Genomic DNA, 25,080 nt, shown 5'->3' on the forward strand with positions numbered 1-25,080 from the left:
CATGTATTTCATAGCCTTGGCCACCGACTACGACGGCACGCTGGCGCATGAAGGGATTGTCGCCGAAAAGACACTTGCGGCGCTTCAACGCTTCAAGAAGAGCGGCCGCAAGCTCATTCTCGTCACCGGGCGCGAGCTGCCCGACCTGAAACGCGTCTTTCCCGAAGTTGCGATCTTCGACAAGGTGGTCGCGGAAAACGGGGCGCTGATCTACACGCCGGCCAGCGAGGAAGAGCGGGCGATATCTCCGCCGCCCGCCCCCGAGTTCATCGCCAAACTCAGGAAACGCGGTGTCAAACCGCTTTCGGTCGGACGCTCCATCGTCGCCACCTGGGAACCGCATCAGGCTGTCGCGCTCGAGGTCATCAAGAAATTGGGGCTGGAGCTGGAAATCATCTTCAACAAGGGCGCGGTGATGATCCTGCCCAGCGGCATCAACAAGGCGACCGGGCTGACAGCCGCGCTTCAGGACCTCAGATTGTCGCCGCACAACGTCGTCGGTGTCGGCGACGCCGAAAACGACCACGCCTTCCTGCGCGCCTGCGGCTTCAGCGTCGCCGTCGACAACGCACTGCCGGCAGTCAAGGATACGGCGGATCTCGTGACACGAGGCGCGCGCGGAAAAGGCGTCGAGGAACTGATCGCCAAGGTGGTCGAGCGCGATCGCGAGCTTGTGCCGAACCGCGACGGCATTCTGCTTGGCTCGGACGATGGCAAGGAGGTGTATCTGTCGCCAACCGATACGGTGCTGATCGCCGGCAGCTCCGGCATCGGCAAATCGACCTTGGCGACCGCACTGACGGAGCGCTTTGTCGAGAGAAAGTTCCAGTTCTGCATCTTCGATCCGGAAGGCGACTATGACGGCCTCGAGGGCGCCGTCCGGCTGGGCGACGGCTCGAATGCGCCGACGAAGACGCAACTGCTCGATCTCCTGGAGAAGCCGGACAACAATCTGGTCGTCAACGGCCTGGCGCTGCGCGTCAACGAGCGGCCGGACTTCTTTGCCGACCTGCTGCCGGGCCTTGGCGGTGTTCGCTTCCGCACCGCGCGACCACACTGGCTGATCATCGACGAAGCGCATCACCTCTTGCCGAAGCGGCGCGACGACACGCCAATGGTTCTGGCGATGGAATTGCCGGGCACGATCCTGATCACCGTTCATCCGGATGCGATCTCAACCGAAGCATTGCGGCTGGTCACCGCCGTCATCGCACTCGGCCCCAAGGCGAAAAAGGTCGTCAAGACATTCTGTCGCGAGACCGGCACCGAACCGCCAAAGGACAAGGATCTGAGCTCTCCAAAAGACGAGCACGTGTTGTTCTGGCGGCCGCAGGCGCACAAGAAACCTTGCACGGTCGAGCCGATCGAGCCGCGGCAGTCGCTCAAGCGCCATAGCCGCAAATATGCCGAGGGCCAGCTCGACGAGAAGGGCAGCTTCTATTTCCGCGGCCCCGACCATGCGATGAACCTGCGCGCCCATAATCTGATGATTTTCGCCCAGATCGCCGAGGGCATTGACGACAAGACTTGGGAACATCATTTGCGCGCCGGCGACTATTCCAAATGGTTTCGCCACCAGATCAGGGATAAGGAGCTGGCGCGCGAAACCGCCGAAGCGGAGAAAGACGACACACTTTCGGCGCAGGAGAGCCGCAACCACGTCCTGGACGCAGTGCGCCGCCGCTATACCGCGCCCGCCACCGCGCCGAAGGAATAGATGCAAACTGCGCCTAGCCGGTCCGAAGCCGGCTGAGTTGGAGAGGTCAGACGATCAGGTGATCGATCCTGATCGGCAGGTCGCGAATGCGCTTGCCGGTGGCGTGGTAGACCGCGCTCGCGACCGCCGCCGCGGTCCCGACATTGCCGAGTTCGCCCAAACCCTTGACGCCGGCCGGGTTCACCTCGTGGTCGATCTCCGGAACCAGTATCACTTCCATCTGCTTCACGTCGGCGTTGACCGGCACGAGATAGTCCTGCAGGTCGCGATTGACGTAGCGCGCATAACGCTTGTCGATTTCCGTCGCCTCGTGCAAGGCTTGGCCGATGCCCCAGATCATACCGCCCATCAGCTGGCTGCGCGCGGTGCGGGTGTTCATGATGCGCCCCGCGGCAAAGGCGCCGACGATGCGCGGGACGCGGATCTCGCGCGTATGGCTGTTGATGCGCACCTCGACGAATTCCGCGCCAAAGGCGTATTTCACCGAATCCTTGTCCTGGTCGCCGCCGTGGAACTCCGATTGCCCGGCATAGAGCTTCTTCAGCGCCTCCGGTGACGATCCCTTTGGCGCGAATTCGGCATATTCCTCGATCGCACCGATCTGCATCGTCTTGAAAACATCCGACAGCTTGGCCGATTTGCCGTTGTCCGCGACGATTTTCTCTTGGCTCATTTCAAGCTTGGCGTTGCCGGACCCGGCCAGCGGCCCGGCTTCGGCGACGGCCGCGGCGAAGAGCTTTGCGCGGACGGCATCGCAGGCCTTCAGCACCGCCGAGCACACGCTTGCCGTCGAAATCGACCCGCCGGACACCGGTGCCGGCGGCAAGGCGCTGTCGCCCATTTCGACGCTGATCTTGTCCATTTCTATCCCGAGCCGTTCGGCTGCCATCTGCGCTGCCACCGTGCGCACGCCGGTGCCGATCTCATGCGAGCCGCATTGGACGCGAACCTCGCCGTCAGTGGTCAGGCGGACGCGGGCGGCGCATGGCGCAGCCGCCGTCGGATAGATTGCGGTGGCGCAGCCCATGCCGACCAGCCAGTCGCCGTCACGCATCGAGCCAACCGCGGCCTCGCGCTTGGACCAGCCGAAGGCCTCGGCGGCCTGGTCGTAGCATTTCACGAGCGAGCGGCTGGAGAAGGGCTTGCCGCCGATCGGCTCCTTCTGCGGCTCGTTGACGCGGCGGAACTCGACCGGGTCCATGCCGAGCGCCACCGCCATCTCGTCCATGGCATTTTCCAGCGCATAGACATAGGGCGTCTCCGGCGGCGAACGCATGTAGCCAGGCGTATTGCGGTCGGCATGCACCAGCGAGACGTGGGTCAGCACCGAGCCGTAATCGTACATGCGTCCGGTGGCCGAAGTGCCACCGACGACATAGGGATCGGGCCGCGACGTGACTTCCCAGCCTTCGTGTGCAAAGGCGGTGATGCGGCCGTCCTGGTTTGCGCCGATGCGGATGCGGTGCCGGGTCTCCGCCCTGTAGGTCTGCGTGCCGTACGCCTGAATGCGGCTGACGACGCAGCGCACCGGCCGGCCGACGCGGCGGGCCGCAACGGCAACGATCGCCGTGCGGGCCGTCATCGGCCCCTTGGAGCCGAAGGCGCCGCCGACATAGGGACTGACGATCCGCACATTGGCCGGATCGATCTTCAACTGCCGGGCGAGCTCGGCCTTCCAGCCGGTGACGTTCTGGCTCGGTTCATAGACCGTGAGCTGATCGCCCTGCCAGACCGCCGTCGTCGAGAACAGCTCGATCGGGTTGTGGTGCTGGGTCGGCGTCGAATATTTCTCGTCGATCTTCACTGCGGCTGCGGCATAGGCAGCATCGAAGTCGCCGGCTTTGACGTCCTCCTTGAACAACGGACTCTTGCCGGCGGCCGGCTCCATCTCCGTTCCCCTGGAATCGAAGCCGGCGCTGGGCGTCTCTTCGGCGTAGTCGGCGCGGATCAGCGCCGCGGCTTCCTCGGCCGCCTCGAATGTTTCAGCCACCACCAGCGCGATGATCTGGCCGTCGTGGAAAATGGCCTTGTCATGCAGCGGCGCGATCGAACTTGCACCGGTGTTGCCGAATTTCGGCTTGTCGATGCCGTCCATGTCGCCGACGCTGACGATATCGAGAACGCCGGGCACCTTACGCGCCCTTTCGAGCCGGACGGCGGTGATGCTGCCCTTGGCGATGCTGCTGGTAGCAAGTGCGCCATAGGCCATATTGGCGGTTGGAAGATCAGCCGAATAGCCGGCCTGTCCGGTGACCTTCAGGCGGGCATCGATGCGCGGAACGGGATTTCCCATGTTCTCTTTCGGCGCGGGAGCAGCTTGGTTCATGGGTCAGACCTTCATGTCGCGCGTTTCGAGCAGTGCCCGCACAAGCGTGCGCTTGCCGAGCGGTATCTTGAACGCATTGTGTTCGCGCGGTTTCGCCTCGGCGAACGCGGCTTCGGCGGCAGCTTCGGCCGCCTCATCGTCGAGTGCCTTGCCGCTCAGTGCTTCCTCGGCCGCCTTGGCCCGCCATGGCACGGTTGCCACGCCGCCAAGCGCAATGCGCGCCTGGCTGACGGTGTCGCCGTCCATATCCAGAGCCACGGCCGCCGAGGCCAGCGCGAACGCATAGGACTCGCGGTCGCGGATCTTCAGGTAGCGTGAGCGGCGGCTCCAGGCGCCAAGCGGCACCTCGATGGCCGTGATCACCTCGTCGGAGGCCAGTTCGGTCTCAACGTTGGGCGTATCTCCCGGCAGGCGATGTAGCCTCGAAAACGCTATCTTGCGCATACCGCGCCTTGCCTCCACCTCGACCGTCGCGCCGAGCGCGATCAGCGCTTGGGCGAAATCGCCGTGGTAGGTGGCGATGCAGGCGTTGCTGGTGCCAAGGACCGCATGTTGCCGGTTGAAGCCTTCCATGGCCGCGCAGCCGGAGCCCGGCTCGCGCTTGTTGCATGGCCAGGAGGTCTCGCGAAAATACTCGCACCGCGTCCGCTGCAACACATTGCCGGCCAGGCTCGCCATGTTGCGGATCTGGCCGCTGGCGGCGAACTTCAGGCTTTCGGCAAGCATCGGGCAAAGGCGCTTGATCTCGCCTGTGTCAGCAGCCTCGCCCATGCGGACCAGCGCGCCGAAGCGGATGCTGTCGTCGCCGACCTCGATCTGCCGCAGGGCCCTGTCACCGAGACCATTGAGATCGACCAGCCGTTCCGGCCGGGCCACGCCAAGCTTCATGTAGTCGGCCAGATTGGTGCCGCCGGCGATGAATTGCGCGGCGGCCTCGGTCGGCGGAACACCCTCTGCGGCAAAACGGGAAGCAATGGCGGCCGCCGCGGACACGCTGGCCGGTCTCTCGTAAACGAAGGGGCGCATCTCAGGCTTTCCTTGTTTCGTCCCGGGCCTGCACGATGGCCGCGACTATGTTGGGGTAGGCAGCGCAGCGGCAGAGATTACCGCTCATATACTCGCGGATATCGTCCTCGGAGCCGGCATGGCCTTCGTTGATGCAACCGATGGCGGACATGATCTGGCCGGGCGTGCAGTACCCGCATTGGAAGGCGTCATTGTCGATGAAGGCCTGCTGCATCGGATGCAGATTGCCGTCGGCGGAAGCGAGCCCTTCCACCGTGGTGATCTCATGGCCCTTGTTCATCACGGCGAAGCTCAGGCACGACAGCACCCGCTTGCCGTCGACAAGAACGGTGCAGGCCCCGCACTGGCCATGGTCGCAGCCTTTCTTGGTACCCGTCAGGCCGACATGGTCGCGCAGCGCGTCGAGCAGGCTGGTGCGATTGTCGAGGGCGAGATTGTAGGGCTGCTTGTTGATGCGCAGTGAAATCGCCGACAGATCGCGCGGCTCGGCCGAAGCGGCAGGTTGCGGGGCGGCGGCTTTTGCCGACGTGGCCATGAGCGGCCCTGCCGCAGCCGCCGAAACGGATCCGGTCATGAAACTGCGTCGGCTCAGGCTGGCAAGAGGGGTTTCGGACATGGCTGGCTCCCGGCTGGCTGGGTCTCAAGCCGGCCGAACCAGTCACGCAAGGCAAGGTTCCTCCGCCTCACGTGGCTGTGATCCTATGTTCATCCGAACCGTGCCGGGGAACTCTCGAGCCGGCTTGCCGTTCAACCCCGATCGGACAGAACCGAAATGGCGTCTGGAGCGAGATCATGAAGTCACAGATTGTTGCCGAAAGCGCCGGCCAAAGAACGTTCGTCGTTGTGCTTGATCCCGGCGAAGAGGCGTTTGCGCAGCTGACCTCGTTTGCGGCCGACCACGGCGTTGGCAGCGCGTCGCTGAGCGCGCTCGGCGCTTTCGAAAGGGCAACTGTCGGCTGGTTCGACCCTAGGGAAAGGACCTACCGGAAAATTCCCATCCGGGAACAGTGCGAGGTGCTGAGCGCGATTGGCGATGTTGCCATCGGCGACGACGGCAAGCCCAGCCTGCACGTCCATGCCGTGCTCGGATTGAGCGACGGCAGCACAAGGGGCGGCCATCTGCTGGACGCCATCGTTCGCCCGACGCTCGAGGTCACGCTGGTGGAAACGCCTGGACATCTGCGCCGCAGGCACCGTCCCGAGCTCGGTGTCGCGTTGATCGACCTGGAGGCTTGATCCGAGCCGATCACTTCGTTGATTTAACTGCGGTCGTTTCGGGGGCGACTTCCCAACCGAAGACGCTGCGGCCGCCGAGCAGATGCGATTGCTCGAACTCCCCGGCGACGATTTCCTTCAGGCTCGGCCCGGTGGCATAGCGCTCGACTTGCCGCGACTGGTCGTCCAGCCGCCGCAAGGCGCCGACCTCTTCCTCACGGCCGAGCCTGGCCTTCTGGACAGCCGACTTCAGCACGCCGATCGTCTCGTCATAGACCTTCAACGGCACAGGGAACGGATGCCTGTCCTTGCCGCCATGCGCCAGCGAGAAACGTCCTGGATCGGAAAAACGGCATGGCGCGCCATGCACGACTTCGGCGACCAGCGCCAGCGCCCGCACCGTGCGCGCGCCGACATTGGGCACCAGGAGAAGGCCGGCGAAATCCGCCGGGCCGCGCTCGGCCGCCGCCGCGATGTTGCCGTGCAGGCGGCGCATGACGACATCGCTTTCGCGTACATCGTGGTGCGCCGGCATCACCAGATGCGGCAGCAGCTTCTGTGCCGGCTCCGGCACTGGCGCCGAACCCCGCTCCAAAGCGGCAAGCTCCCTCACGATGCGATCCGGTCCAAGATCGTGCAGAAGGTCCAGTTGTCCCTGGCGCGACGCTTCGGCGCGGCGGTCGGTCAGGTTGACGATCTCGCCCTGGTTGGCGCCTTCGATGGCGGCATGCGGCTGGTCGACAAAGCTCTTCAGGCCCTCCGACAGCCAGTGATAGCGGCGCGCCACCTTGCTGTCGCCGTTCATGCCTTGCTGCACCACCACCCACTTGCCGTCATCGGTGACGATGAAGCCGTGCAGATAGAGATCGAAACCGTCCTGGACCGCGGCGCTGTCCACCTTGGCGACAAGCCGGCTGGCAGTCGCCAGGCCCTGCCCGTCGAGGCCGACACGCTCGCCGATCAGGGCAAGCTCGTGCGGGGTCTTGCGCGAATGCGCGCCGCGGCCGCCGCAAACGTGAATGCCGAGCTCGCTGGAAAGCGGCGACAGGCCGCGCTTCAAGGCACCGACGACGCTGGTGGTGATGCCGGAGGAGTGCCAGTCCATCCCCATCACGGCGCCAAAAGACTGGAACCAGAACGGATGCGCCAGCCGGCGCAGCAATTCATCGCGGCCGTAATGGTGGATGATCGCCTCGCACATGACCGCGCCAAGCCGCGTCATGCGGTCGCCGAGCCATTTCGGCACGCGCCCGCCGTGAAGTGGAAGGTCAGCACTTCCCGATCGCTGTGCCACGCTCTTTTGCTTGCTCCTTGAGTCCTGCCTCGACAGATAGGTATCGAAAGTGCCGCGAAGAAGCGATGGCCTGATTCAGGCCGCGATCGTTGCGAGCCGCTAGAGCTGTTCCAGGAAAAGTGTGAAACGGTTTTCCGTCCGGAATTGCGCAGAAACAAAGCGATAGAGCGGTTCGGCGTTTCCGTGAAACGATGAACCGCTCTACCGGGCAGGCTCGCTGAGGAGATCAAACTTCTGGATCTCGCAATGCTCGCCCACCGATGCCAGCAGATCCATTGGCGGTGCGCCTGTGTCGGGCCGCCTCCAACTGATCTCGAACGAGAACACAGGGTCCTTGAGATCTGGGCGCCTCTCTATTGCGACGAGGCGTGCCTGGTAGCCAAGCGGCCCGATGAGCGCATCGAGCTCCTGTCGAGCCGCGGCCTTCCACGTCAGTGCCAACTGGGCATGGTGTTCGCGCGACATTCGAAGGTCCACCCATTTCAGGACCAGCAAAGTGGCCAGCGTCAGCGCCGTGCCGGCCGCGCCCAAGCCGTATTGGCCACCACCGAAAGCCAATCCGATCGCCGTCATCACCCACAACGTGGCCGCTGTGGTGACCCCGCTGACAAGATTGCCGCGGCGAAGAATGGCGCCACCGCCGATAAAGCCGACGCCGGTCAACACGCCCAGCGGAAAGCGCAGGACGTCCATCGATGCAAACGAATCCGGGTGCTTGCCAACGGTCTCCAGCAGAATACTGGCCTGGATCATTGTGATGGCGGCGGCCAATCCCACCAGCACGGTGGTGCGTAGCCCCGCCGCGTGCCCGCGCGCCTCCCTGTTGAGGCCTATCAAAAGGCCTGCGAGCGCGGTCAGAAGCAGCCGTGCCGCGATGTCTTGCCAAACCGGAACAACGAGGAGCATCGCGGTCACCCGTCAGGCCAAGCGCTGCTGGCCTGGATTGGCGCCAGGGTCAAAGCGAACAAGGGTAACAGCGTCTTCATCGCAAATTCTTTTCGTCGATAAGCAACAAACGATGCGCTTAGGTTTTGGTTGCGCAGCCGACGATTCACCTCGGCTGTGGGCAGCGACGGAACAAAACCTTCGGCCCGGGGTTGGTGGGTTCACGCCAACGAAGGATTTTCAAACATGGTCCGCTTGCTGGTTGCCGGAGCCGTCGCTTATCTGGCCTATCGCATTACCAAGGAGATCGGCGGGTCCGACGAAGTCGATCCGCTGTCGCCTGCGCCCGACCAGACCGGCCGCAAGGTGGCGAGGCGGCAAAGCAGGGCCCAGGGGAATGGCCGACGGCGGTAGCGAATGCCTCAGCGGCGGCGCGGACCAGCCATGACCGCATTTCCGTTGCCGCTCGACCTTCGTCCGATGGAAGCCAAAGCCGCCGACGCAATTCCTGGCGGCGACGGGCTTTGGCAGTACGAACCGAAATGGGACGGGTTTCGGTGCCTCGTGTTCAAGGGTGACGATGCCGTCGATCTGCGTGCAAAATCGGGCAAGCCGCTTGGCCGCTATTTTCCCGAACTGATCGCGGTGCTGCGCGATGTGAGGTCGCGACGGTTTGTTGCCGACGGCGAGATCGTCATCGAGGTCGACGGATCGTCCTCGTTCGAGGCCCTGCAAATGCGCCTTCATCCAGCCGAAAGCAGGATCCGCAAGTTGAGCCTGGAGACGCCTGCCATGCTGGTCCTGTTCGATATGCTGGCCGAACCCGGCGGCAAGATTATCATCGAACAACCCCTCACCGACAGGAGACGGGCGATCGAGGCCTTTGTCGCGTCGGCGGGACGGCGCGAACTGCGCCTGTCCAAATGCACGCACGATGCCGCTACCGCCGAGCGCTGGCTGCAAGGCGCCGGCCATGGCTCGACCGACGGTGTTGTTGCAAAACTGATCGCCGAGCCATACCAGCCCGGCGAGCGCGCCATGGTCAAGGTCAAGCGGCTGCGCACTGCGGATTGCGTGGTCGGCGGCTTTCGCTATCTCGCCGGCAGCAACGAAGTCGGATCCCTGCTGCTTGGCCTCTACAATAACGAAGGCAGGTTGGACCATGTCGGATTCACCTCGACCATCGGCAAGGACGACAGGGCGGCGCTGACCAGACGGCTGGAAAAACTGCGGGCCAAACCGGGTTTCACCGGCGAGGCGCCGGGCGGGCCAAGCCGCTGGAGCACGGAGCGCAGCGCACAATGGGAACCGATAAAGCCTGAACTGGTGGTCGAGGTTCGTTTCGACCATGTGACAGGCGACCGGTTCCGGCACGGAACCAAGCTGTTGCGCTGGCGGCCGGACAAGGAGCCCCGGCAATGTACGTTCGAGCAGATGGAGTAAGTCCCGCCGGAGGCAACGCTTCAAGGCGCTCTTGGTGTTCCGTTCTGCCGCCTACGACGGAACCGATGCAGAATTCACTGGTTCGCCGCACTAGCCGAGCCTCGGCAATCCATTGCCGAGGCTCGGGATGCAGTCTGAAAATCAAGCGGCTTCTTGCATTGCGCGTTCGTTGACACCGCTTTCGCCGAGCTTGGAAAGCGCTTCGTCGGTCGCGACCTCTTCCTTGAGTGTTGCCCTGAGCAGTTCGACAACGTCGCTCTTGCCGAGTTCTTCCGCCCATGCGATCAAAGTGCCGTAACGAGCGATCTCGTAATGCTCGACGGCCTGCGCCGCGCCGACAAGCCCGGCGTCGAGCGCAGGAGCACCGTTATACTCCTCGAGCACTTCCGAGCCCTCTTCGATGATGCCGTCAATCGCTGGACAGGTCTTGCCGCGGGCCGGCTTGCCGAATTTCTCGAACACCTCCTCCAGGCGATCGACATGTCCTTCGGTTTCCATGTGGTGTTTCTCGAAGGCGGCAGTCACTTCTTCCGACTCCGCGCCCTTGGCCATTTTGGGCAACGCTTTCAGTATCTTCTTCTCGGCGTAGTAGAGGTCTTTGAGCCCGTCGAGGAACAGGTCCTCGAGGCCCTTGCTTGCCGCCTTCGCGGCCTTTTTCGTAGTCGGCATGGTCGTCTCCCGGGAGTTGGTGGCAGCCTCGCAAAGTAGAGGCGTCCGATAACCCTCCGATGGGAAACAAGTTCCCTGACGGTTCAGGAGCTTTGAAAATTTTTCCGACGGCACTTGTGTCGTATCGCAAGGGGCCTCGACCTGCGGTAGCAACAGGCGAGAAAAGCACTCAGCGCTCGCCGGTATGTCCGACCAGGCGGATATATTCGGCCTCGGCCAGGCCGTAGCCGCCATCCGCTAGCGAAACGAGACCATCGCGGTCGCGGATAATGATTTCGCCGCGGCGGGACCGGATGAGCCCTCGGCCCTCAAGCAGCTGGAGCGCGACCGTGACGCCCGGACGTCTTACGCCGAGCATGATCGACAGGAATTCGTGGGTGATCGTCAGCCGGTCGCCGGCCACCCGATCGTCACACATGAGCAGCCAGCGCGCCAGCCGGTCTTCAAGCTTCGATCGCGCGTTGACCAGCGCGGTGTAGCCGGTCTGGATATGCAGACACTGCACGTAGCGCAACAAAAACAGCCGCAATGTCGGGCTTTGCGTCAGCGCTGCCTTGAATGGCTCGGCATCTATCCTGGCGGCTTCTCCCGCCAGTTGCACATAGCAATCATGGACCATGCGGTCGTCGCCCATCACCAAGGCCGAGCCGGTCATACCTTCCAAGCCAATGAGGCCAACTTCCGCATCGCTGCCATTCGGCATTTTCGCAACCACTGAACCAATGCCGTCCTCGACGAAATAGATGGCCTCGATCGGTGATCCGGATACTTCGAGCGATTGCCGCAACTCCAGCGAACAGCGCTCGATGTGCGGCTCGAGAAATGCAAAATCGCCGGCGCTCATCCGGCGCAACAGCTTGTTTTTGAATAGATTTTGATTGGACATAGCTGGGCCCAAAACAGGGCAAGAGCTTTTTGATCTCCCAGCCGTCCGCGCCCGGTATAACCTGCTGACGATACGGCTTATATAAGCGCTGAAAGGTATGGAGCCTACTAAATAAATGAATTCGATGCACGGCAGTTTCTCCTGCCGCTTGCCTACGAAAACATCTGACTGAAAGTTAGAGTTGAAAACGTACCAAAGGTGCTTGGTACGAAATCGATAAATCAAAAATGTCGGGCGCGAAAGAGCCCGTCGCGAGGGATGCAACGGGCTCCATTCGGGCGTCGTGGGCTACGCCCAGTGATCCAAATGAGGGTGGCTTGGATCACTACAATAATGCAGGTGAAAGGCAGTCGTTCCCGATCTGTCCGCTCGGTAATTTCCGTACATTGAGTTTGGAGGCAAGCGGCGCTAATTGAATTTGAGTCATCCACACAGGCATGGCGAGTGGATGCTTGAAAGACGCTTCGCGCTTTCGCCCTTTTCAGGGAGGATGGCATGTCGATGCATGGTGCAGCAACTCCAGCCGAACTGAGCGTGCTGAGAAAAGCGCTCGACGACTGCTGCCGCGAGTTGGGTGTTGCGGACGACAGTCCGGTCCGCGAGCGGTTGGCCGCCCGTATCATGTCGCTGTTCAACGAGGGCGTGCTAAGCGCCGATCTAAAGGAAGCACTGGCCGCCGATCGCCAACACTAAAGCTGCTGCTATGGCGGGGTCCTCGGTGTCGAAGGGTCCGACGCCAGGTCGGCCTTTTTAGCCAGAGTCCTAGAGACTTTTCGTCTATTCACGACAAAACGCCCGCCGCTTATTACCCGGCGGCAGGCGTTTTGTCGTGAGCGTGACGCTAAATGCGCCCAAGCACGACCAAGATGATGACGATGAGCAGCACCAGGCCGAGGCCACCGCCACCGTAATAGCCGGTGCCGTAGAACGGTCCGCCGCCCAAGCCGCTGAAGCCGCCAAGCAAGGCAAGGACCAAGATGATGATGAGAATGGTTCCAAGGCCCATGATGTCTGCTCTCCTTGTTTGCGCTGCCGCCATTCGCATCAGCGCGTTCGCATTGTACAAAGGTATGAACTCGCAAGGAGCATTCCTGTTCCGGCGGGACAGCAAGGCGCACGCTCATGTAGCGAGGAAAACGCCGGGCTGTGCAATGGCGCGCCGGCCACCTTGAACACCTGAGAACATGCTGAATTCATAGGAAATTTGTCGGAACCTTCGCCCGCCCGAACGGTTGTTTTCGTAGTCGCAACGCGACGACCCTCGTAAAAAGGAGAAGCATCATGCTCACGAAAATTCTCGCAGCTTCGGCGCTTACGATCGGTCTGGCCACGTCAGCGATGGCCCAGAACGTCGGCGACCCCTCCGGAGCCGCTGCCGACGGCAGCGGGCGGACGGTCGTAGTCCCGGATAATGGCGGCCCTGACACCGGCACGGATTCGACCATCACCAACAGCATTCGCGATTTCTCAACGACGAATTCGAATGCCGACCGGAATTGCCCGCCGGGCCCGCAGGGGGCTCTGCCCGATGCGACCGGCAAGGCTCCGGGAACGATGGCGCCGACGGTGAACGATAACCACTGCGGCAAGTAAACGCCCTGTGATCATAGCCTGACGAGGCTGCGGAGCGTGCGCTCCGCAGCCTCGTCAGTTTGCCATGAATCAGCCGCCTAACGGCCGCGGTGGTCGAAGCTGACGGCGATCTCCCGACCGTCCAGCGCCCGAACGATGAAGCCAACCAGCTCCTCGTCGGTTTGCCGGCACCAAGGAAAGCGTCTGCGCAAATCGGCTATGACGACGGTGGTCGAGAGAATGTCGCCGGAATGGTAGTCGGCCATGATGGTGTGAACGGCAGCGTCGGTATCAATACCGATTCCTAGCGGCGACCTGATCTGCCCCACGGAAGCCTCCACCCATCTCTCCCAGCCAACGATAGCAAGACTGCGGCAAAGCGAAAGAGCTTGTACGATTCCGTACGATCTCGCGGCTTGCGTTGCACTTTGCGCGACGCGGCCGGCGTCCTTTGTTTTGCCTTTCCAAACCATTGTTTGGCGTCGCAGCGGCTCTGGCCGCCGCGACCAGGCAACCTCGCCGCAGCTTCCGCGTTGAGCCATCGGAGGGATGACATCAGCCTCGGAGAACTTCCATGAAAACACTTCTATCCATCACTGCGGCAGCGCTGATGGCCGGCGCGCCTTTGGCTGCTTTTGCCCAATCGGGGACGCTGACACCTCTGACGACCGACACCATGAGCAAGGTTGACACGGCGACGTTCGTGAAGACGGTGCCCATCGCCAATACATTTGAAATCGAGTCGAGCCGACTTGCACAGAAGCAGGCGACGGCCGACGATGTGAAGGCCTTCGCGGCGCAAATGGTCACGGACCACACCAAGGCTGGCGAGGACTTCAAGGCGGCGCTCAGCAAAGGTCAGACAACTTCGGCCACCACGCCGGCCGGCCCGCCGCTGGACACCAAGCACCAGGCGTTGCTCGACCAACTCAAGGAGGCCAGCGGGGACAGCTTCCAATCGAAATATATCGACATGCAGACCCAGGCGCATAAGGAAGCGGTGGCGCTGTTTTCCGCTTACTCAAATTCCGGCGACGATCCGGCGATGAAGGAGTTTGCCAAGAAGACGCTGCCGGTGCTGCAAATGCACGAACGTCACGTGAAGGATCTCGCTGCTGCGCATCAATGAGGGCGAAGACCGCCTGCGGTCTTGCCAACGGAAACGCCCCGGCATGAATGAAGCGGCTGTCGTCCGGCCCGGAACAAAGCACCGAGAGTGCCGTTATTCACCTGGCTTATTCCGGGGAGTATCCAATGGAAGGCGGCATTCGCGAGGCGCCAAGGGCATTAGCGCTGGGTTTCGGCGCCATCCTGGTCGCCGCTGTCACAGGCTGAAATCGCTTTCCGAACGGGACAGGCTGCCTTCATGCGCTACGGCGAGATATTTGCAAATGTTACGGCACTCATGTTGCTGGCCTTGATGATTGGCGGCGTCTTCGTCCTGTTTGGAGAGCCGCTGTGGCCGCGGCACTACGCGAGAATGGTGCTAGTTACGGATATCGAGGGCATGACCACCGCGTCAGTCCGAACAAGCTGCGTGCCCAGTCCATGCCTGCCCGACACCATCGATCACACCGTGCTCACTCCTCGCCCCGAGGACGGACCGTGATCTGCGATTTGCAGCAGACGCGGAGCGAGGAGATGCGGAAAGGGCCGCCACGCGACCTGCGCGACGGACGCTTTGGTTCAATCAAACCGTCTGGCCGCGACTAGGTCAGGATAATCACGATCTTGTAGGTATTCGGGTCGACGATGACGATCCGACCATCGGCGAGCACGAAATACTCATAGCCTTCGTAAGCCGGAACGATCTTGACGATGCGCGCCGGCAGACGATGCAGCCGGACCTTCTTCCGCGGAACCTCGATGCCGACAGAGATGTCGAAATCGACGCTGGAAACGGGTTGGACGTTGGTCTCCTTGATGACCTGAGTGATCTGGGTTTTCTGTTCAACGGTCACATTGCTGATGGAAGCGGTCGAACTCTGGTCCTGCGTCTGCGTAGAAGCATTGCCCTGAGTCTGCTCGGTGGTCGTGGTCCCAGTCTTGCCCTGAGCCTGCTCCTCGGTCTTCATTTTCGTGTTGCCTTGGGCCTGCTCGGTAGTGGTGGTTCCGGTTTTGCCTTGGGCCTGTTCCTCGGTCTTCATCTTGGTGTTGCCCGTGGCCTGCTGGTCGGTCGTGGCGCCGGCCTTGCCTTGGGCTTGCTCGTCGGTCTTCAGCTTCGGTTTGCCCTGCGCCTGTTGATCAGTCGCAGCGCCGGCCTTGCCCTGAGCCTGCTCGTCCATCTTGGCGCCATTCTGGCAATTGGCAGCGCCGGCTGCGCAATTGGCGCCGGACTGGTCGTCGGTCGACTGCTGCGTCTGGGCAAGTGCAGCTCCGCAGCTGACGCTGATTGCTAGCAAGCTGGTGATCAGAACGCCTTTCATGAGAGATCTCCTTGGAAAATGCGTCCCTTCACCGCGTAAAACTGCGGCTAAAAAATTTTGTTCCAAACCAATGGAGCGAAACGGCAAGCGATCCGAGCGGCGGAACAAGCTCCACCTGATGACGTTACCCGCCTATAGCGACCCCGCTGCGAACAGCATGACGCGGCGCAGCGCAGAGGTGGCCCACCACGAAAGGAGACAATCATGAGCATGCATCTTTCGGCAGCCGCGGCTGGGTTCTTGCTGCTTGCGGGTATTGGCGCCGCTGCCGCTCAGGACGTGGTCATCGAACCGCAGCAGGAGACGATCGTACGCGAGTATGTGAAAAAGCAGCCTCTGGCGTCCGTCCAGCTTCCCGGCGTGGAGCTCAATGTCGGCTCGACCGTGCCCGATACCGTCGAGCTTCATGAGGTTCCCGACGTCAAATACCGCTATGTCGTCGTCGACAACCAGACCGTCCTGGTCGATCCGGGCACACGCAGGATCGTGAAGGTCATCCAGTGAGCAATGCGCGTCGTTTTTTGAAGGGACATGCGGCGCGTCCTGCATTGTCGACATCCCAAACTGGTGCCTGTGCCTGGGCATTCGGACGCAGAAAGGCCCGCCGTTCCGACGCACGGCGGGCCTCATAGCGGAGTCAGCGCGCTAGGCGGCAGCGTCCTGTGCTCGCTAGGCCAGAAACTTTGACAGAATATTCCAGGCTCCTCATTTGGCGGGAAATACCGTTCTTTGATCTGGCGATCAGCATTTCCGATGATGCCCGCAAGGCTTCGCATTCCGCTTGGCCGCAATGATTTCAAAACCGATGGGATTGACCATGCCTGGGACTATCAACACTTTGCTTCCATTCTTCTCAGCAACTATAAACCGGCGCGCCGGTCTGGCTGTACTTTTCGCGTCGGCGGTTGCGATTGTCGGCCTTGCTGCGCCGTCGTTCGCCGAAGACAAGACGGCGGTCAAGGTCGGCATCATGAGCGGCGAGGACGAGGATGTGTGGCGGGTCGTGACCGCCCAGGCGGCGGAGAGGGGGCTGACGATCGAGACCGTGGTGTTCAATGACTACACCCAGCCGAATGAAGCACTCGAGCGTGGCGAAATCGACGCCAACGCCTTCCAGCACAAGCCTTATCTCGACAACCAGATCAAGACGCAGGGCTATCACATCGTCCCGGTCGGCTATACCGGGGTCTGGCCGATCGGCCTCTATTCCAAGAAGTACGCGAAGATTGGCGACTTGCCCGAAGGCGCCGTCGTCGGCGTGCCGAACGATCCGTCCAATGAAGGGCGCGCGCTGCGTGTCCTGCAGAGCGAAGGTCTGATCAAGCTCAGGGAAGGAACCGGCATTCTGGCTACGACGACCGACATTGCCGAAAACCCGAAGAAATTGGTCGTCAAGGAGCTCGACGCTGGCATTGTCGGGCGCTCGGTGGAAGATCTCGACGGGGCCGTGGTCAACACGGATTGGGCGCTTAAAAGCGGCCTCACACCGGAGAACCGCATCGCCCAGGAGGCGGTGGCCGACAATCCCTACCGCAACTTCATCGCGGTCAAGGCCGGCAATGAAAACCAGCCCTGGGTAAAGACATTGGTCGCCTCCTACCAGAACGAAAAGGTGAAGGCCGAATTCGACCGGGTCTACAAGGGAACCGGCATCAGCGCCTATTGATACCGAGCTCGACTTGGCGCTGAAGCCCGGCATGATAAAGCGGTCCGCGCTCCAACGCGGACCGCGATCGCGTTTTGCGGGACACCAATACAGGAACTTTCATGAACCAGCATTTCGCCCCGGTCACCGAAGTCATGCATCCCGTCGGCAGCCGTTCCGCGGGACCGCACGATGTCGTACGCCTCATCGAGCTGAAGCGCCGCTTCGGCGCAACAGCGGCGCTGGACGGCGTATCGCTCAGCGTGCGCCAGGGCGAGATCCTCGGAATCATCGGCCGGAGCGGCGCCGGCAAGTCGACGCTGATACGCTGCCTAAACGGCCTGGAGCGGCCGGATACAGGACAGGTCTTCATCGAAGGCCGCGACATCAGCCGGCTCGGCGAGCGCGAATTGCAGCCGCTGCGCCGGCGTATCGGCATGATTTTCCAGCATTTCAACCTGCTGTCCGCCAAGACGGTCGAAGACAATGTAGCGCTGCCGCTCAAGATCGAAGGCCGGCCCAGGGCCGAACGCCTGGCGCGCGCTGCCGAGCTGCTCGAGCTCGTCGGCCTGTCGGAGAAGGCGAAAGCCTATCCGGCGTCGCTGTCGGGCGGACAGAAACAGCGCGTCGGCATTGCCCGGGCGCTTGCGGCGCGCCCAGCGCTGCTGCTGTCGGACGAAGCGACCTCGGCGTTGGACCCGGAGACGACGCGCTCCATCCTTGCCTTGCTCAGAGACATCAACCGGCAGCTCGGCCTGACCATCCTGCTCATCACCCATGAGATGGAGGTGATCCGTTCGATCGCCGACCGGGTCGCGGTGATCGACGCCGGACGAATCGTCGAGCAAGGGCCGGTGTGGTCGGTGTTTGCCGATCCGAAGTCGGCGATCACACAAAGCCTGCTCGGCGGCATCAGGCCGCAATTGCCGGCGGAGATCGCAAGCCGGCTAACGCAGAACGCCGGCGTGGAGGCGATCCTCAGGATCGACGTGGCGGGTGAGGCCGCGCGAAGCCCGCTTTTGTCCGATCTTGCCTCGGCAGTTCCCGGCTCGTTCCGCCTCGTTCATGGAGGCATCGATCACGTCCAGCAGCAGCCTGTCGGGACGCTGTTCGTCGCGGTCGCCGGTAGCAATGAAGCTCACCTGGCACAGGTGATCGCGTTCTTGAAAGCCCGCAATGCGCGGGTGGAGGTGCTTGGCCATGTCGCCAATTCTGTTTGAACTCCTGCTTCGATCCATCTGGGAAACGATCCTGATGACGGCCGCCTCCGGCCTCATCTCGCTGGTTTTCGGGCTGCCGCTCGGCCTGGCGCTGGTCGCCACCGACCGCGGCGGCATCGCCGAAAACCTGTGGGTGAACCGTGCGCTCGGCGCGGTCATCAACGGTTTCCGCTCGGTGCCTTTCATCATCCTGCTGGTTGCGCTGATCCCGGTGACGCGGCTGATCGTCGGCACCTCGATCGGCACATGGGCCGCCATCGTGCCGCTGTCGATCGCGGCCACGCCCTACTATGCCCGGATCGCCGAAGTGTCGCTGCGCGAGGTCGACCACGGGCTGATCGAAGCGGCGCGCGCCATGGGCGGCAACCGCTGGACGATCATCCGCGAGGTGCTGGTGCCGGAAGCGCTGCCCGGCATCGTCGCCGGCTTCACGGTGACGCTGGTGACGCTTATCGGCGCCTCGGCCATGGCCGGCGCCATCGGCGCCGGCGGGCTGGGCGACCTCGCCATCCGATACGGTTACCAGCGCTTCGAAACGTCAGTCATGATCGCCGTGGTCATCGTCCTGATCGTCCTGGTCTGCGGCATCCAGTGGGCCGGCGACCGGCTGGTCGCGAGGCTGGATCATCGGAACTGAGCGTGGCACAGCGGAGATGCTGGCCAGCATCGTCAGCCGGCGCGCTTCTTTTCGGTCGCTGCCCGGTCAATCGCCAACCCGTTCGCCGACAGCGCGACGCCGAACTTTTCGCCGGCTTCTGCGGGTGTGTAATAGCCTAGGGCGATATCCCGAGCGACCAATTCCGGATCACGCTGCCAGGGATTGCCGTAGCCGCCGCCGCCCGGCGTGCCAACTCGCACGCGGTCGCCGGCCTTCAGCGCGATGTCCTGTTCCTTGGAGAGGTGCGGCGGCACATGGGCCTCACCGTCGCGGAACACGGTCACCGTGTTGACCGCGCCGTCCTTGCCGCCGAGCGCGCCTTGCGGGCCGAAACGGCCATGGTCCATGACGAAGGAGGCGCGGGCGTCGCCACGCAGGATCTCGACCTCATAGGCGAGGCCAAAACCGCCGCGATGCTTGCCGGCGCCACCCGAGCCTTCGCGCAAGGCATAGTGGCGATAGAGCACAGGGAAAGCCTGTTCCATGATCTCGACCGGCGGCGATTTGGAAATGCCGATGGTCGAGCAGCCATTGGTCAGGCCATCATGATCGGCATTGCCGCCATAGCCGCCGCCGGATATCTGGTACATGACGTAGTCGCGGCCACGGAGCGGATCGTTGCCGCCGAGCGCGAAATTGCCGCTGGAGCCGGCGGGAGCCGCAGTCACCCTGTCCGGCAGCGCCTGCACCATGGCCGCGAACACCGCCTCGGCGATGCGCTGCGAAACCTCGGCCGCGCAGCCCGATACCGGCCGCGGATATTTGGCATCGAGGAAGGTGCCTTCTGGCCGCTTGACGATGAGCGGCTCGAAGGCGCCGGCGCTGATCGGCACGTCGGGGAAAATGTGGCGCATGGCGAGGTAGACCGAGGACAAGGTCGTCGCCAGCACGCTGTTCATCGGCCCGGCGCAGGGTTTTGACGAGCCTGAGAAGTCGAAGCGGAGCGTGTCGCCTTTTTTCTCGACGGCAAGCGCAATGGTCAGCGGCTCGTTCACCACCCCATCGGAATCGACGAAGGCCTGCGACCGGTAGATGCCATCGGGAATTGCCGCGATGTTGGCACGCATCTGTTCAGCGGCCCGGCGGCGCAATTCGGCGATTGCTTCGACGACTGTTTCGTCTCCGTAACGATCCAAAATGCCGTTGAGCCGGTCCTGGCCGATCAGCAGTGCTGCCGCTTGCGCGCGGATGTCGCCGATGCGCTGGTCGGCAACCCTGATGTTCGAGCAGATGATGGCGTAGATCTCAGGGTCGAGCACGCCCTTCTTGAACAATTTCACCGGCGGCAGCCGCAAGCCTTCCTGCTCCACCGCAGTCGCCGAGGCGGAGAAGCCGCCCGGCACCGAACCGCCAATGTCGGGCCAATGGCCGGTGTTCGACAGCCAGCAGAATATCTTGCCGTCGCGATAGACCGGCATGGCGAAGCGCACATCCATCAGATGGGTGCCGCCGAGATAAGGATCGTTGACGATGTAGATATCGCCCGGCTCGGGCGGCAGGCAGCGTCCGTCGGCGATCATCTCGATCACCGTTTTGGTCGAATACTGCATGACGCCGACGAACACCGGCAGGCCCTGGCTGCCTTGCGCGATCAGCGAACCATCGACTGCCGAATAGATGCCGTCGGAGCGGTCATTGGCCTCGGCGATGACGGGCGAGAAAGCGGCGCGCGAAAACGTCAGGTCCATCTCGTCACAGACCTGCTGCAGCGCCGCCTGGAGGACCGAAAGGGTGATGGCGTCGAGCTTTTGCATCTCAGGCCTCACCAATGTCGATGATGATGTTGCCGTCGGCATCCGAGCGCGCCCGGTCGCCGGGCTCGAGCACGGTTGTGGCATCCATCTGTTCGAGGATCGCCGGGCCTTCGATGATGGCGTCGAGCGGCAACTTTTCCCTACTGTAGACCGGCGTGTCGTACCAGCACCCGCCATACCAGACCGGCCGGATCTCGCGCCGCGCCTCTTCGAGCGTTTTGGCGCGGCCAGCCGGATCGATCAGCCGCGACAGATCGATCGCCGGCCGCACGCCGGTCACCGAGGTGTTGAGATTGACCAGATTGGCGCGGATTTCCGGCAGCTCGACCTTGAAGCGGGCGAAATAGGCCTTCTCGAACAGTTGCTGCAGGACCTCGCGCGTCACCGCAAACGACGGCAGCGGCACGTTAATAATATGCGTCTGGCCGACGAACTGCATGTCGGCGGAATGCGTGACGCGGATCGTCTCCGGCTTCACCGCTTCCTTGCCGATCAACTCTGCGCCTTCGTTTCGGTGCCGTTCCAATATAGCTTGGAGCTGGGCTTCATCGAGCCCCGCCACCGGCTGGTTGACCGTGTTGACGAAGTCATGGCGCAGATCGGCGACGACGCAGCCGAGCGCATTGGTAATGCCCGGCCGCGCCGGCACCAGCACCCGCGGCAGGCCGAGCTCGCGCGCCAGGGCGGTCGCATGCAGCGGCCCGGCGCCGCCGAAGGCGAACAGCGCGAAATCGCGCGGGTCGTGACCGCGCGACACCGAGACCATGCGGATGGCGCCCGCCATCTTCATGTTGCCCAGCCGCAGCACCGCACCCGCCGCCTCGACGCCGGACAGGCCGGTAGGTCGCCCGATCCTGTCCTCGAATATGCCCGTGACATGTTCGACGGTGACCGGGTTTTCCACCGCCAGCAGCTTTTTCGGCGCCAGCCGGCCGAGCACCAGATTGGCGTCGGTGATGGTCGGCTCCAAGCCGCCGCGGCCGTAGCAGATCGGCCCGGGATTGGCGCCGGCGCTTTCCGGGCCGATCTGGATCAGGCCGGCTGCATCGACGCGGGCGATCGAGCCGCCGCCGGCGCCGACTGTATGCACCGCCACCATCGGCACATGGATCGGCATCGCATATTCGATCTCGATCTCGTTCGACACCGCCGGTTCGGCATTGCGGATCAGCGCCACGTCGGTCGAGGTGCCGCCCATGTCGTAGGTGACCAGGTTTTCGAAGCCGGCGCGCTTGCCGGTATAGGCCGCGGCAATGACGCCGGAGGCGGGGCCGGACATAACGGTCTTGGCCGATTCACGTGTGACAAAGCGGGCCGAGATCATGCCGCCATTGCCGTTCATGATCAGGAAGTCGCGGGCGTAGCCTTTTGACGCCAGCTCCTTGCGCAGCCGTTCGACGTAGCGTTCGAGGATCGGTTGCACCGAGGCGTTGACCGAAGCGGTCACCCCGCGCTCGAATTCGCGCGCTTCCGAAAGCAGCGCATGGCCTGTCGTGATGTAGCCGTTCGGCCAAAGCTCGGCGCCGATCTCGGCCGCGCGCCGCTCATGCGCCGGGTTGGCGTAGGAATGCAGGAAATGGATGACGAGCGATTCGCAGCCGGCTTCGATCAGTTGTGAAATCGCTGCCCGCATCTCGGCCTCGTCGAGCGGTATGCGCACCGCGCCCGAGGCCTCGACCCGCTCCGACACTTCGAGCCGCAGATTGCGCGGAATGATCGGCACAAAGGTGCCTGTCATGCCATAGGCTTGCGGCCGTGTCCGCCGGCCAAGCTCGATGACGTCACGAAAGCCGCGCGTGGTGATCATGCCGGTTTTGGCCAGCCGGCGCTCCAGCACCGCGTTGGTTGTGGTCGTCGTGCCGTGCACGATGAGGTCGATGCCGTCCACGCGAAAGCCGGTGGCACCAAGAGCTGCAACGACGCCGAAAGCCTGGTTGTCGACCGTGGTCGGGGTCTTGGCGATATGCACCCGGCCACCATCACGGCCGTCGATCAGAAGCAGATCGGTAAAGGTGCCACCGACATCGATACCGGCGACGACGCTGCCCCTCGAATCCAGAGCTTGCGCCGAAAAATTCTGTTCCATTGTCGAAACCCGAAATGCCCGAACTGCTTACATGCCTCAGTTTGGAAAGCTGTTTTACGGCGGCGTCTTGACGCAAATATCGTTTGTATACTAATAAATTCCGGACACAAGAGCTTACCGCTTCGGAGTGTGCAAGGGCACGCAGGAACCTGACCGGTTCGGGCGCGCAGGTGAAGATTTGGCGCGGGCGCTGAGCTGGCCCAGAAGGTTAGGTTTGATGAACACCACATCCGCGTTCAACACCGCCGGCGCGCGGCCGCTGCAGTTTCCGATACCGGCCAATGTCTATGCCGAAACCGTCGTCTCGGTGAAGCACTATACCGACCGGCTGTTTTCGTTCCGCATCACCCGGCCGCAGTCGCTGCGCTTCCGCTCCGGCGAGTTCGTCATGATCGGCCTGCCCAATGCCGAGAAGCCGGTGTTCCGCGCCTATTCGATCGCCAGCCCGTCCTGGGACGACGAGCTGGAATTCTTCTCGATCAAGGTGCCGGACGGCCCGCTTACCTCGGAGCTGCAGAAGATCCAGATCGGCGATACCGTCATCATGCGGCAGAAGTCGACCGGCACGCTGGTGGTCGACGCGCTGACGCCGGCCAAGCGCCTGTTCATGATCTCGACCGGCACCGGCATTGCGCCCTTCGCCAGCCTGCTGCGCGATCCCGACACCTATGATAAGTTCGGTGAAGTCGTGCTGACCCACACCTGCCGCGACAATGCCGAGCTCATCTACGGCCAGGAACTGGTGGCCGCGCTGGAGAACGACCCGCTGATCGGCGAACTGACCGGCGGCCGCGTCACGCTCTATAATTCGACGACGCGTGAGACGTCCGAACGCATGGGCCGCATCACCGCGCTGATCGGCTCGGGCAAATTCTACACCGATCTCGGCATCGACAAGCTCAATCCCGAGACCGATCGCATCATGATCTGCGGCTCGATGCATATGCTGAAAGACGTGAAGGAACTGGCCGAAAGCCTCGACTTCCAGGAAGGCTCGCTGCATCATCCGGCAAGCTTCGTAGTCGAGCGCGCCTTCGTCGGCTGAGACGCGGCAGTTCAGCGTCCACTGCTTTGAGACCCTGATTTTGACCGGACGGTCAAAAATCGGCTGCCTTGACTGTCTTTTTCCGCTATGACCGCCTGAAGGACTCGTGAAGCGCTGCTTCACGGTCTATCTTCGGCATAAGTCGCTGAACAAGGGGCAGGAGATGAGCAGCACAATCCGCGAAACCGATCTCGGCACGTCCAAGATCACGCCGCTGCCGGCGCGCGCCGCCGCCAATGCGCCGATGCCGCAGGCCCATGCTATTGCTCGCAATCCCGGCATGAGGCTCGATCTTGGCTTCATGGAATCGATGCGCAGCGTCAACCGCTCGGCGCTGGAACGCCGCGTCGCCAGCCTGACCAAAAGACGCTCGATCAAGGCCGATAACCAGGCTGCCTGGCTGCTGCGCGCCGTCGCCTGCATGGACCTGACGACGCTGAACTCGAACGATACGGAAGAGCGCGTGCGCCGGCTCTGTGCCAAGGCGGTCAACCCGTTCCGCCGCGACATTGCCGAGGGGCTCGGCATTGCCGGTGAAAACATCCGTCCGGCGGCGGTCTGCGTCTATCATCCCTTCGTCGCCACTGCCGTCGAAGCACTGCGCGGCAGCGGCATCCGTGTCGCCGCCGTTTCCACGGCTTTCCCGCATGGCCTTGCCCCGCTTTCGACGCGTCTGCAGGAGATCGAAGCATCGGTCCGCGACGGCGCCGACGAGATCGACGTCGTCATCCCGCGCGGCTTGGTTTTTGGGGCGAAATGGCAGGAGCTCTATAACGAGATCGTCTCGATGCGGGCCGCCTGCGGCGAGGCGCATCTGAAGGTGATCCTCGGCACAGGCGACCTCGCCACGCTGCGCAATGTCATGCTCGCCTCGATGGTGGCGATGATGGCGGGTGCGGACTTCATCAAGACCTCGACCGGCAAGGAAAGCGTCAACGCGACACTGCCGGTTGGCCTTGCCATGGTGCGCGCCATCCGCGCCTATTTCGAGGAAACCGGCTATCTCATCGGCTTCAAGCCGGCCGGTGGCATTTCCACGGCAAAAGCCTCGCTCGATTGGCTGGTGCTGATGAAAGAAGAGCTGGGCCGGCCGTGGTTGGAGCCGGAGCTGTTCCGCTTCGGAGCATCGAGCCTTTTGACCGACATCGAGCGCCAGCTCGAGCATCACCTGACCGGCCACTACTCGGCCAATCATCGCCACGCAATGGCGTGA

Annotated in this window: 27 protein-coding genes; 15 read left to right on the forward strand and 12 right to left on the reverse strand. The window is 62.8% G+C overall.

Translation table 11 applies throughout. The features are described 5' to 3' along the window. Nucleotide 1: 1 nt before the first annotated feature. Nucleotides 2-1,717, forward strand: coding sequence for an HAD family hydrolase (locus tag NKH05_RS08435; RefSeq protein WP_352481427.1), 1,716 nt, complete (start codon nt 2-4; stop codon nt 1,715-1,717). Nucleotides 1,718-1,763: 46 nt separating this feature from the next. On the opposite strand, the gene NKH05_RS08440 is transcribed toward NKH05_RS08435, so the two are convergent. The 3 genes from NKH05_RS08440 to NKH05_RS08450 are packed head-to-tail and all read right to left on the reverse strand — an operon-like array spanning nt 1,764 to nt 5,685. Beyond that, nucleotides 1,764-4,043, reverse strand: coding sequence for a xanthine dehydrogenase family protein molybdopterin-binding subunit (locus NKH05_RS08440; protein ID WP_352481426.1), 2,280 nt, complete (start codon nt 4,041-4,043; stop codon nt 1,764-1,766). 3 nt (nt 4,044-4,046) lie between these two features. Beyond that, a complete protein-coding gene (locus NKH05_RS08445; RefSeq protein WP_352481425.1) occupies nt 4,047-5,069 on the reverse strand; it encodes an FAD binding domain-containing protein in 1,023 nt (340 codons plus the stop codon). Between the two features lies 1 nt (nt 5,070). Then, nucleotides 5,071-5,685: a (2Fe-2S)-binding protein gene (locus NKH05_RS08450; protein WP_352548009.1), complete on the reverse strand. Its 615-nt coding sequence runs from the start codon at nt 5,683-5,685 to the stop codon at nt 5,071-5,073. A gap of 176 nt (nt 5,686-5,861) precedes the next feature. Here NKH05_RS08450 and NKH05_RS08455 point away from each other — a divergent pair, with 176 nt between their 5' ends. Beyond that, the gene (locus NKH05_RS08455; RefSeq protein ID WP_352481423.1) at nt 5,862-6,305 is read left to right on the forward strand and encodes a PPC domain-containing DNA-binding protein; all 444 of its coding nucleotides are present in this window, start codon (nt 5,862-5,864) and stop codon (nt 6,303-6,305) included. Between the two features lie 10 nt (nt 6,306-6,315). Here the strand turns inward: NKH05_RS08455 and NKH05_RS08460 are convergent, their stop codons facing one another. Together NKH05_RS08460 and NKH05_RS08465 are read right to left on the reverse strand one after the other, a co-directional pair. After that, nucleotides 6,316-7,578: a DUF763 domain-containing protein gene (locus NKH05_RS08460; protein ID WP_352481422.1), complete on the reverse strand. Its 1,263-nt coding sequence runs from the start codon at nt 7,576-7,578 to the stop codon at nt 6,316-6,318. 201 nt (nt 7,579-7,779) lie between these two features. Then, nucleotides 7,780-8,484, reverse strand: coding sequence for an MgtC/SapB family protein (locus NKH05_RS08465; protein WP_031194456.1), 705 nt, complete (start codon nt 8,482-8,484; stop codon nt 7,780-7,782). 225 nt (nt 8,485-8,709) lie between these two features. Between NKH05_RS08465 and NKH05_RS08470 the strand changes: the two genes are divergently transcribed. Further along, complete coding sequence (locus NKH05_RS08470; RefSeq protein ID WP_023720543.1) at nt 8,710-8,877, forward strand: hypothetical protein; 168 nt, start codon at nt 8,710-8,712, stop codon at nt 8,875-8,877. 30 nt (nt 8,878-8,907) lie between these two features. Continuing rightward, nucleotides 8,908-9,906: an ATP-dependent DNA ligase gene (locus NKH05_RS08475; RefSeq protein ID WP_023720544.1), complete on the forward strand. Its 999-nt coding sequence runs from the start codon at nt 8,908-8,910 to the stop codon at nt 9,904-9,906. Nucleotides 9,907-10,047: 141 nt separating this feature from the next. On the opposite strand, the gene NKH05_RS08480 is transcribed toward NKH05_RS08475, so the two are convergent. Further along, nucleotides 10,048-10,575 carry a YciE/YciF ferroxidase family protein gene (locus NKH05_RS08480; RefSeq protein WP_023720545.1) on the reverse strand — a complete coding sequence of 176 codons (528 nt, stop codon included), beginning with the start codon at nt 10,573-10,575 and terminating at the stop codon, nt 10,048-10,050. 169 nt (nt 10,576-10,744) lie between these two features. After that, entirely contained in the window at nt 10,745-11,461 is a 717-nt protein-coding gene (locus NKH05_RS08485) for a Crp/Fnr family transcriptional regulator (RefSeq protein ID WP_352548102.1), read from the reverse strand. 495 nt (nt 11,462-11,956) lie between these two features. Between NKH05_RS08485 and NKH05_RS08490 the strand changes: the two genes are divergently transcribed. Next, nucleotides 11,957-12,154, forward strand: a complete 198-nt coding sequence (locus NKH05_RS08490) for a hypothetical protein (protein ID WP_023720547.1) — start codon at nt 11,957-11,959, stop codon at nt 12,152-12,154. A 148-nt stretch (nt 12,155-12,302) separates the two neighbouring features. Here the strand turns inward: NKH05_RS08490 and NKH05_RS08495 are convergent, their stop codons facing one another. Beyond that, nucleotides 12,303-12,467: a DUF3309 family protein gene (locus NKH05_RS08495; protein WP_023720548.1), complete on the reverse strand. Its 165-nt coding sequence runs from the start codon at nt 12,465-12,467 to the stop codon at nt 12,303-12,305. 275 nt (nt 12,468-12,742) lie between these two features. Between NKH05_RS08495 and NKH05_RS08500 the strand changes: the two genes are divergently transcribed. After that, nucleotides 12,743-13,054: a hypothetical protein gene (locus tag NKH05_RS08500; protein ID WP_023720549.1), complete on the forward strand. Its 312-nt coding sequence runs from the start codon at nt 12,743-12,745 to the stop codon at nt 13,052-13,054. A gap of 77 nt (nt 13,055-13,131) precedes the next feature. On the opposite strand, the gene NKH05_RS08505 is transcribed toward NKH05_RS08500, so the two are convergent. Then, the gene (locus NKH05_RS08505) at nt 13,132-13,362 is read right to left on the reverse strand and encodes a hypothetical protein (protein ID WP_156948137.1); all 231 of its coding nucleotides are present in this window, start codon (nt 13,360-13,362) and stop codon (nt 13,132-13,134) included. Between the two features lie 281 nt (nt 13,363-13,643). Between NKH05_RS08505 and NKH05_RS08510 the strand changes: the two genes are divergently transcribed. From NKH05_RS08510 to NKH05_RS08520, 3 genes are read left to right on the forward strand one after another with little or no spacing between them, the layout of a single operon-like run. Further along, nucleotides 13,644-14,162 (forward strand): DUF4142 domain-containing protein, encoded by a 519-nt coding sequence (locus NKH05_RS08510; protein WP_353025258.1) that lies wholly within the window; start codon nt 13,644-13,646, stop codon nt 14,160-14,162. Nucleotides 14,163-14,209: 47 nt separating this feature from the next. Continuing rightward, nucleotides 14,210-14,368 (forward strand): hypothetical protein, encoded by a 159-nt coding sequence (locus NKH05_RS08515; RefSeq protein WP_352816788.1) that lies wholly within the window; start codon nt 14,210-14,212, stop codon nt 14,366-14,368. Nucleotides 14,369-14,399: 31 nt separating this feature from the next. Continuing rightward, entirely contained in the window at nt 14,400-14,642 is a 243-nt protein-coding gene (locus NKH05_RS08520; RefSeq protein WP_023720552.1) for a hypothetical protein, read from the forward strand. A gap of 100 nt (nt 14,643-14,742) precedes the next feature. Here NKH05_RS08520 and NKH05_RS08525 read toward each other — a convergent pair whose 3' ends face one another. After that, nucleotides 14,743-15,459 (reverse strand): DUF1236 domain-containing protein, encoded by a 717-nt coding sequence (locus tag NKH05_RS08525; RefSeq protein WP_352481517.1) that lies wholly within the window; start codon nt 15,457-15,459, stop codon nt 14,743-14,745. A gap of 204 nt (nt 15,460-15,663) precedes the next feature. Here NKH05_RS08525 and NKH05_RS08530 point away from each other — a divergent pair, with 204 nt between their 5' ends. The 4 genes from NKH05_RS08530 (at nt 15,664) to NKH05_RS08545 (ending at nt 18,961) form a co-directional block, all read left to right on the forward strand. Then, nucleotides 15,664-15,963 carry a DUF1236 domain-containing protein gene (locus NKH05_RS08530; RefSeq protein WP_023720555.1) on the forward strand — a complete coding sequence of 100 codons (300 nt, stop codon included), beginning with the start codon at nt 15,664-15,666 and terminating at the stop codon, nt 15,961-15,963. Between the two features lie 313 nt (nt 15,964-16,276). Further along, a complete protein-coding gene (locus NKH05_RS08535) occupies nt 16,277-17,125 on the forward strand; it encodes a MetQ/NlpA family lipoprotein (RefSeq protein ID WP_352481419.1) in 849 nt (282 codons plus the stop codon). Between the two features lie 134 nt (nt 17,126-17,259). Further along, the gene (locus NKH05_RS08540; protein WP_156948146.1) at nt 17,260-18,324 is read left to right on the forward strand and encodes a methionine ABC transporter ATP-binding protein; all 1,065 of its coding nucleotides are present in this window, start codon (nt 17,260-17,262) and stop codon (nt 18,322-18,324) included. Next, nucleotides 18,305-18,961 (forward strand): methionine ABC transporter permease, encoded by a 657-nt coding sequence (locus NKH05_RS08545; protein WP_023720558.1) that lies wholly within the window; start codon nt 18,305-18,307, stop codon nt 18,959-18,961. Before NKH05_RS08540 ends, NKH05_RS08545 begins: the two co-directional genes overlap by 20 nt. 32 nt (nt 18,962-18,993) lie before the next feature. On the opposite strand, the gene NKH05_RS08550 is transcribed toward NKH05_RS08545, so the two are convergent. Together NKH05_RS08550 and NKH05_RS08555 are read right to left on the reverse strand one after the other, a co-directional pair. Beyond that, entirely contained in the window at nt 18,994-20,736 is a 1,743-nt protein-coding gene (locus NKH05_RS08550; protein ID WP_352495105.1) for a hydantoinase B/oxoprolinase family protein, read from the reverse strand. Between the two features lies 1 nt (nt 20,737). Continuing rightward, on the reverse strand, nt 20,738-22,822 hold the full coding sequence (locus tag NKH05_RS08555) for a hydantoinase/oxoprolinase family protein (protein WP_352515745.1): 2,085 nt from the start codon (nt 22,820-22,822) through the stop codon (nt 20,738-20,740). Between the two features lie 217 nt (nt 22,823-23,039). On the opposite strand from NKH05_RS08555, the gene NKH05_RS08560 reads away from it, so the two are divergent. Beyond that, nucleotides 23,040-23,867, forward strand: coding sequence for a ferredoxin--NADP reductase (locus NKH05_RS08560; RefSeq protein WP_352909676.1), 828 nt, complete (start codon nt 23,040-23,042; stop codon nt 23,865-23,867). A gap of 163 nt (nt 23,868-24,030) precedes the next feature. Beyond that, entirely contained in the window at nt 24,031-25,080 is a 1,050-nt protein-coding gene (gene deoC / locus NKH05_RS08565; RefSeq protein WP_031194457.1) for a deoxyribose-phosphate aldolase, read from the forward strand.

Source organism: Mesorhizobium sp. M1399 (assembly GCF_040317735.1).
Taxonomy (GTDB): domain Bacteria; phylum Pseudomonadota; class Alphaproteobacteria; order Rhizobiales; family Rhizobiaceae; genus Mesorhizobium.

Excerpts from the sequence above, each read along its gene's own strand:
- NKH05_RS08435 (WP_352481427.1), top strand. The coding sequence starts at position 2 with ATGTATTTCATAGCCTTGGCCACCGACTACGACGGCACGCTGGCGCAT.
- NKH05_RS08440 (WP_352481426.1), bottom strand. The coding sequence starts at position 4,043 with ATGAACCAAGCTGCTCCCGCGCCGAAAGAGAACATGGGAAATCCCGTT.
- NKH05_RS08445 (WP_352481425.1), bottom strand. The coding sequence starts at position 5,069 with ATGCGCCCCTTCGTTTACGAGAGACCGGCCAGCGTGTCCGCGGCGGCC.
- NKH05_RS08450 (WP_352548009.1), bottom strand. The coding sequence starts at position 5,685 with ATGTCCGAAACCCCTCTTGCCAGCCTGAGCCGACGCAGTTTCATGACC.
- NKH05_RS08455 (WP_352481423.1), top strand. The coding sequence starts at position 5,862 with ATGAAGTCACAGATTGTTGCCGAAAGCGCCGGCCAAAGAACGTTCGTC.
- NKH05_RS08465 (WP_031194456.1), bottom strand. The coding sequence starts at position 8,484 with ATGCTCCTCGTTGTTCCGGTTTGGCAAGACATCGCGGCACGGCTGCTT.
- NKH05_RS08470 (WP_023720543.1), top strand. The coding sequence starts at position 8,710 with ATGGTCCGCTTGCTGGTTGCCGGAGCCGTCGCTTATCTGGCCTATCGC.
- NKH05_RS08475 (WP_023720544.1), top strand. The coding sequence starts at position 8,908 with ATGACCGCATTTCCGTTGCCGCTCGACCTTCGTCCGATGGAAGCCAAA.
- NKH05_RS08480 (WP_023720545.1), bottom strand. The coding sequence starts at position 10,575 with ATGCCGACTACGAAAAAGGCCGCGAAGGCGGCAAGCAAGGGCCTCGAG.
- NKH05_RS08485 (WP_352548102.1), bottom strand. The coding sequence starts at position 11,461 with ATGTCCAATCAAAATCTATTCAAAAACAAGCTGTTGCGCCGGATGAGC.
- NKH05_RS08490 (WP_023720547.1), top strand. The coding sequence starts at position 11,957 with ATGTCGATGCATGGTGCAGCAACTCCAGCCGAACTGAGCGTGCTGAGA.
- NKH05_RS08495 (WP_023720548.1), bottom strand. The coding sequence starts at position 12,467 with ATGGGCCTTGGAACCATTCTCATCATCATCTTGGTCCTTGCCTTGCTT.
- NKH05_RS08500 (WP_023720549.1), top strand. The coding sequence starts at position 12,743 with ATGCTCACGAAAATTCTCGCAGCTTCGGCGCTTACGATCGGTCTGGCC.
- NKH05_RS08510 (WP_353025258.1), top strand. The coding sequence starts at position 13,644 with ATGGCCGGCGCGCCTTTGGCTGCTTTTGCCCAATCGGGGACGCTGACA.
- NKH05_RS08515 (WP_352816788.1), top strand. The coding sequence starts at position 14,210 with ATGAAGCGGCTGTCGTCCGGCCCGGAACAAAGCACCGAGAGTGCCGTT.
- NKH05_RS08520 (WP_023720552.1), top strand. The coding sequence starts at position 14,400 with ATGCGCTACGGCGAGATATTTGCAAATGTTACGGCACTCATGTTGCTG.
- NKH05_RS08525 (WP_352481517.1), bottom strand. The coding sequence starts at position 15,459 with ATGAAAGGCGTTCTGATCACCAGCTTGCTAGCAATCAGCGTCAGCTGC.
- NKH05_RS08530 (WP_023720555.1), top strand. The coding sequence starts at position 15,664 with ATGAGCATGCATCTTTCGGCAGCCGCGGCTGGGTTCTTGCTGCTTGCG.
- NKH05_RS08535 (WP_352481419.1), top strand. The coding sequence starts at position 16,277 with ATGCCTGGGACTATCAACACTTTGCTTCCATTCTTCTCAGCAACTATA.
- NKH05_RS08540 (WP_156948146.1), top strand. The coding sequence starts at position 17,260 with ATGCATCCCGTCGGCAGCCGTTCCGCGGGACCGCACGATGTCGTACGC.
- NKH05_RS08545 (WP_023720558.1), top strand. The coding sequence starts at position 18,305 with ATGTCGCCAATTCTGTTTGAACTCCTGCTTCGATCCATCTGGGAAACG.
- NKH05_RS08550 (WP_352495105.1), bottom strand. The coding sequence starts at position 20,736 with ATGCAAAAGCTCGACGCCATCACCCTTTCGGTCCTCCAGGCGGCGCTG.
- NKH05_RS08555 (WP_352515745.1), bottom strand. The coding sequence starts at position 22,822 with ATGGAACAGAATTTTTCGGCGCAAGCTCTGGATTCGAGGGGCAGCGTC.
- NKH05_RS08560 (WP_352909676.1), top strand. The coding sequence starts at position 23,040 with ATGAACACCACATCCGCGTTCAACACCGCCGGCGCGCGGCCGCTGCAG.
- deoC (WP_031194457.1), top strand. The coding sequence starts at position 24,031 with ATGAGCAGCACAATCCGCGAAACCGATCTCGGCACGTCCAAGATCACG.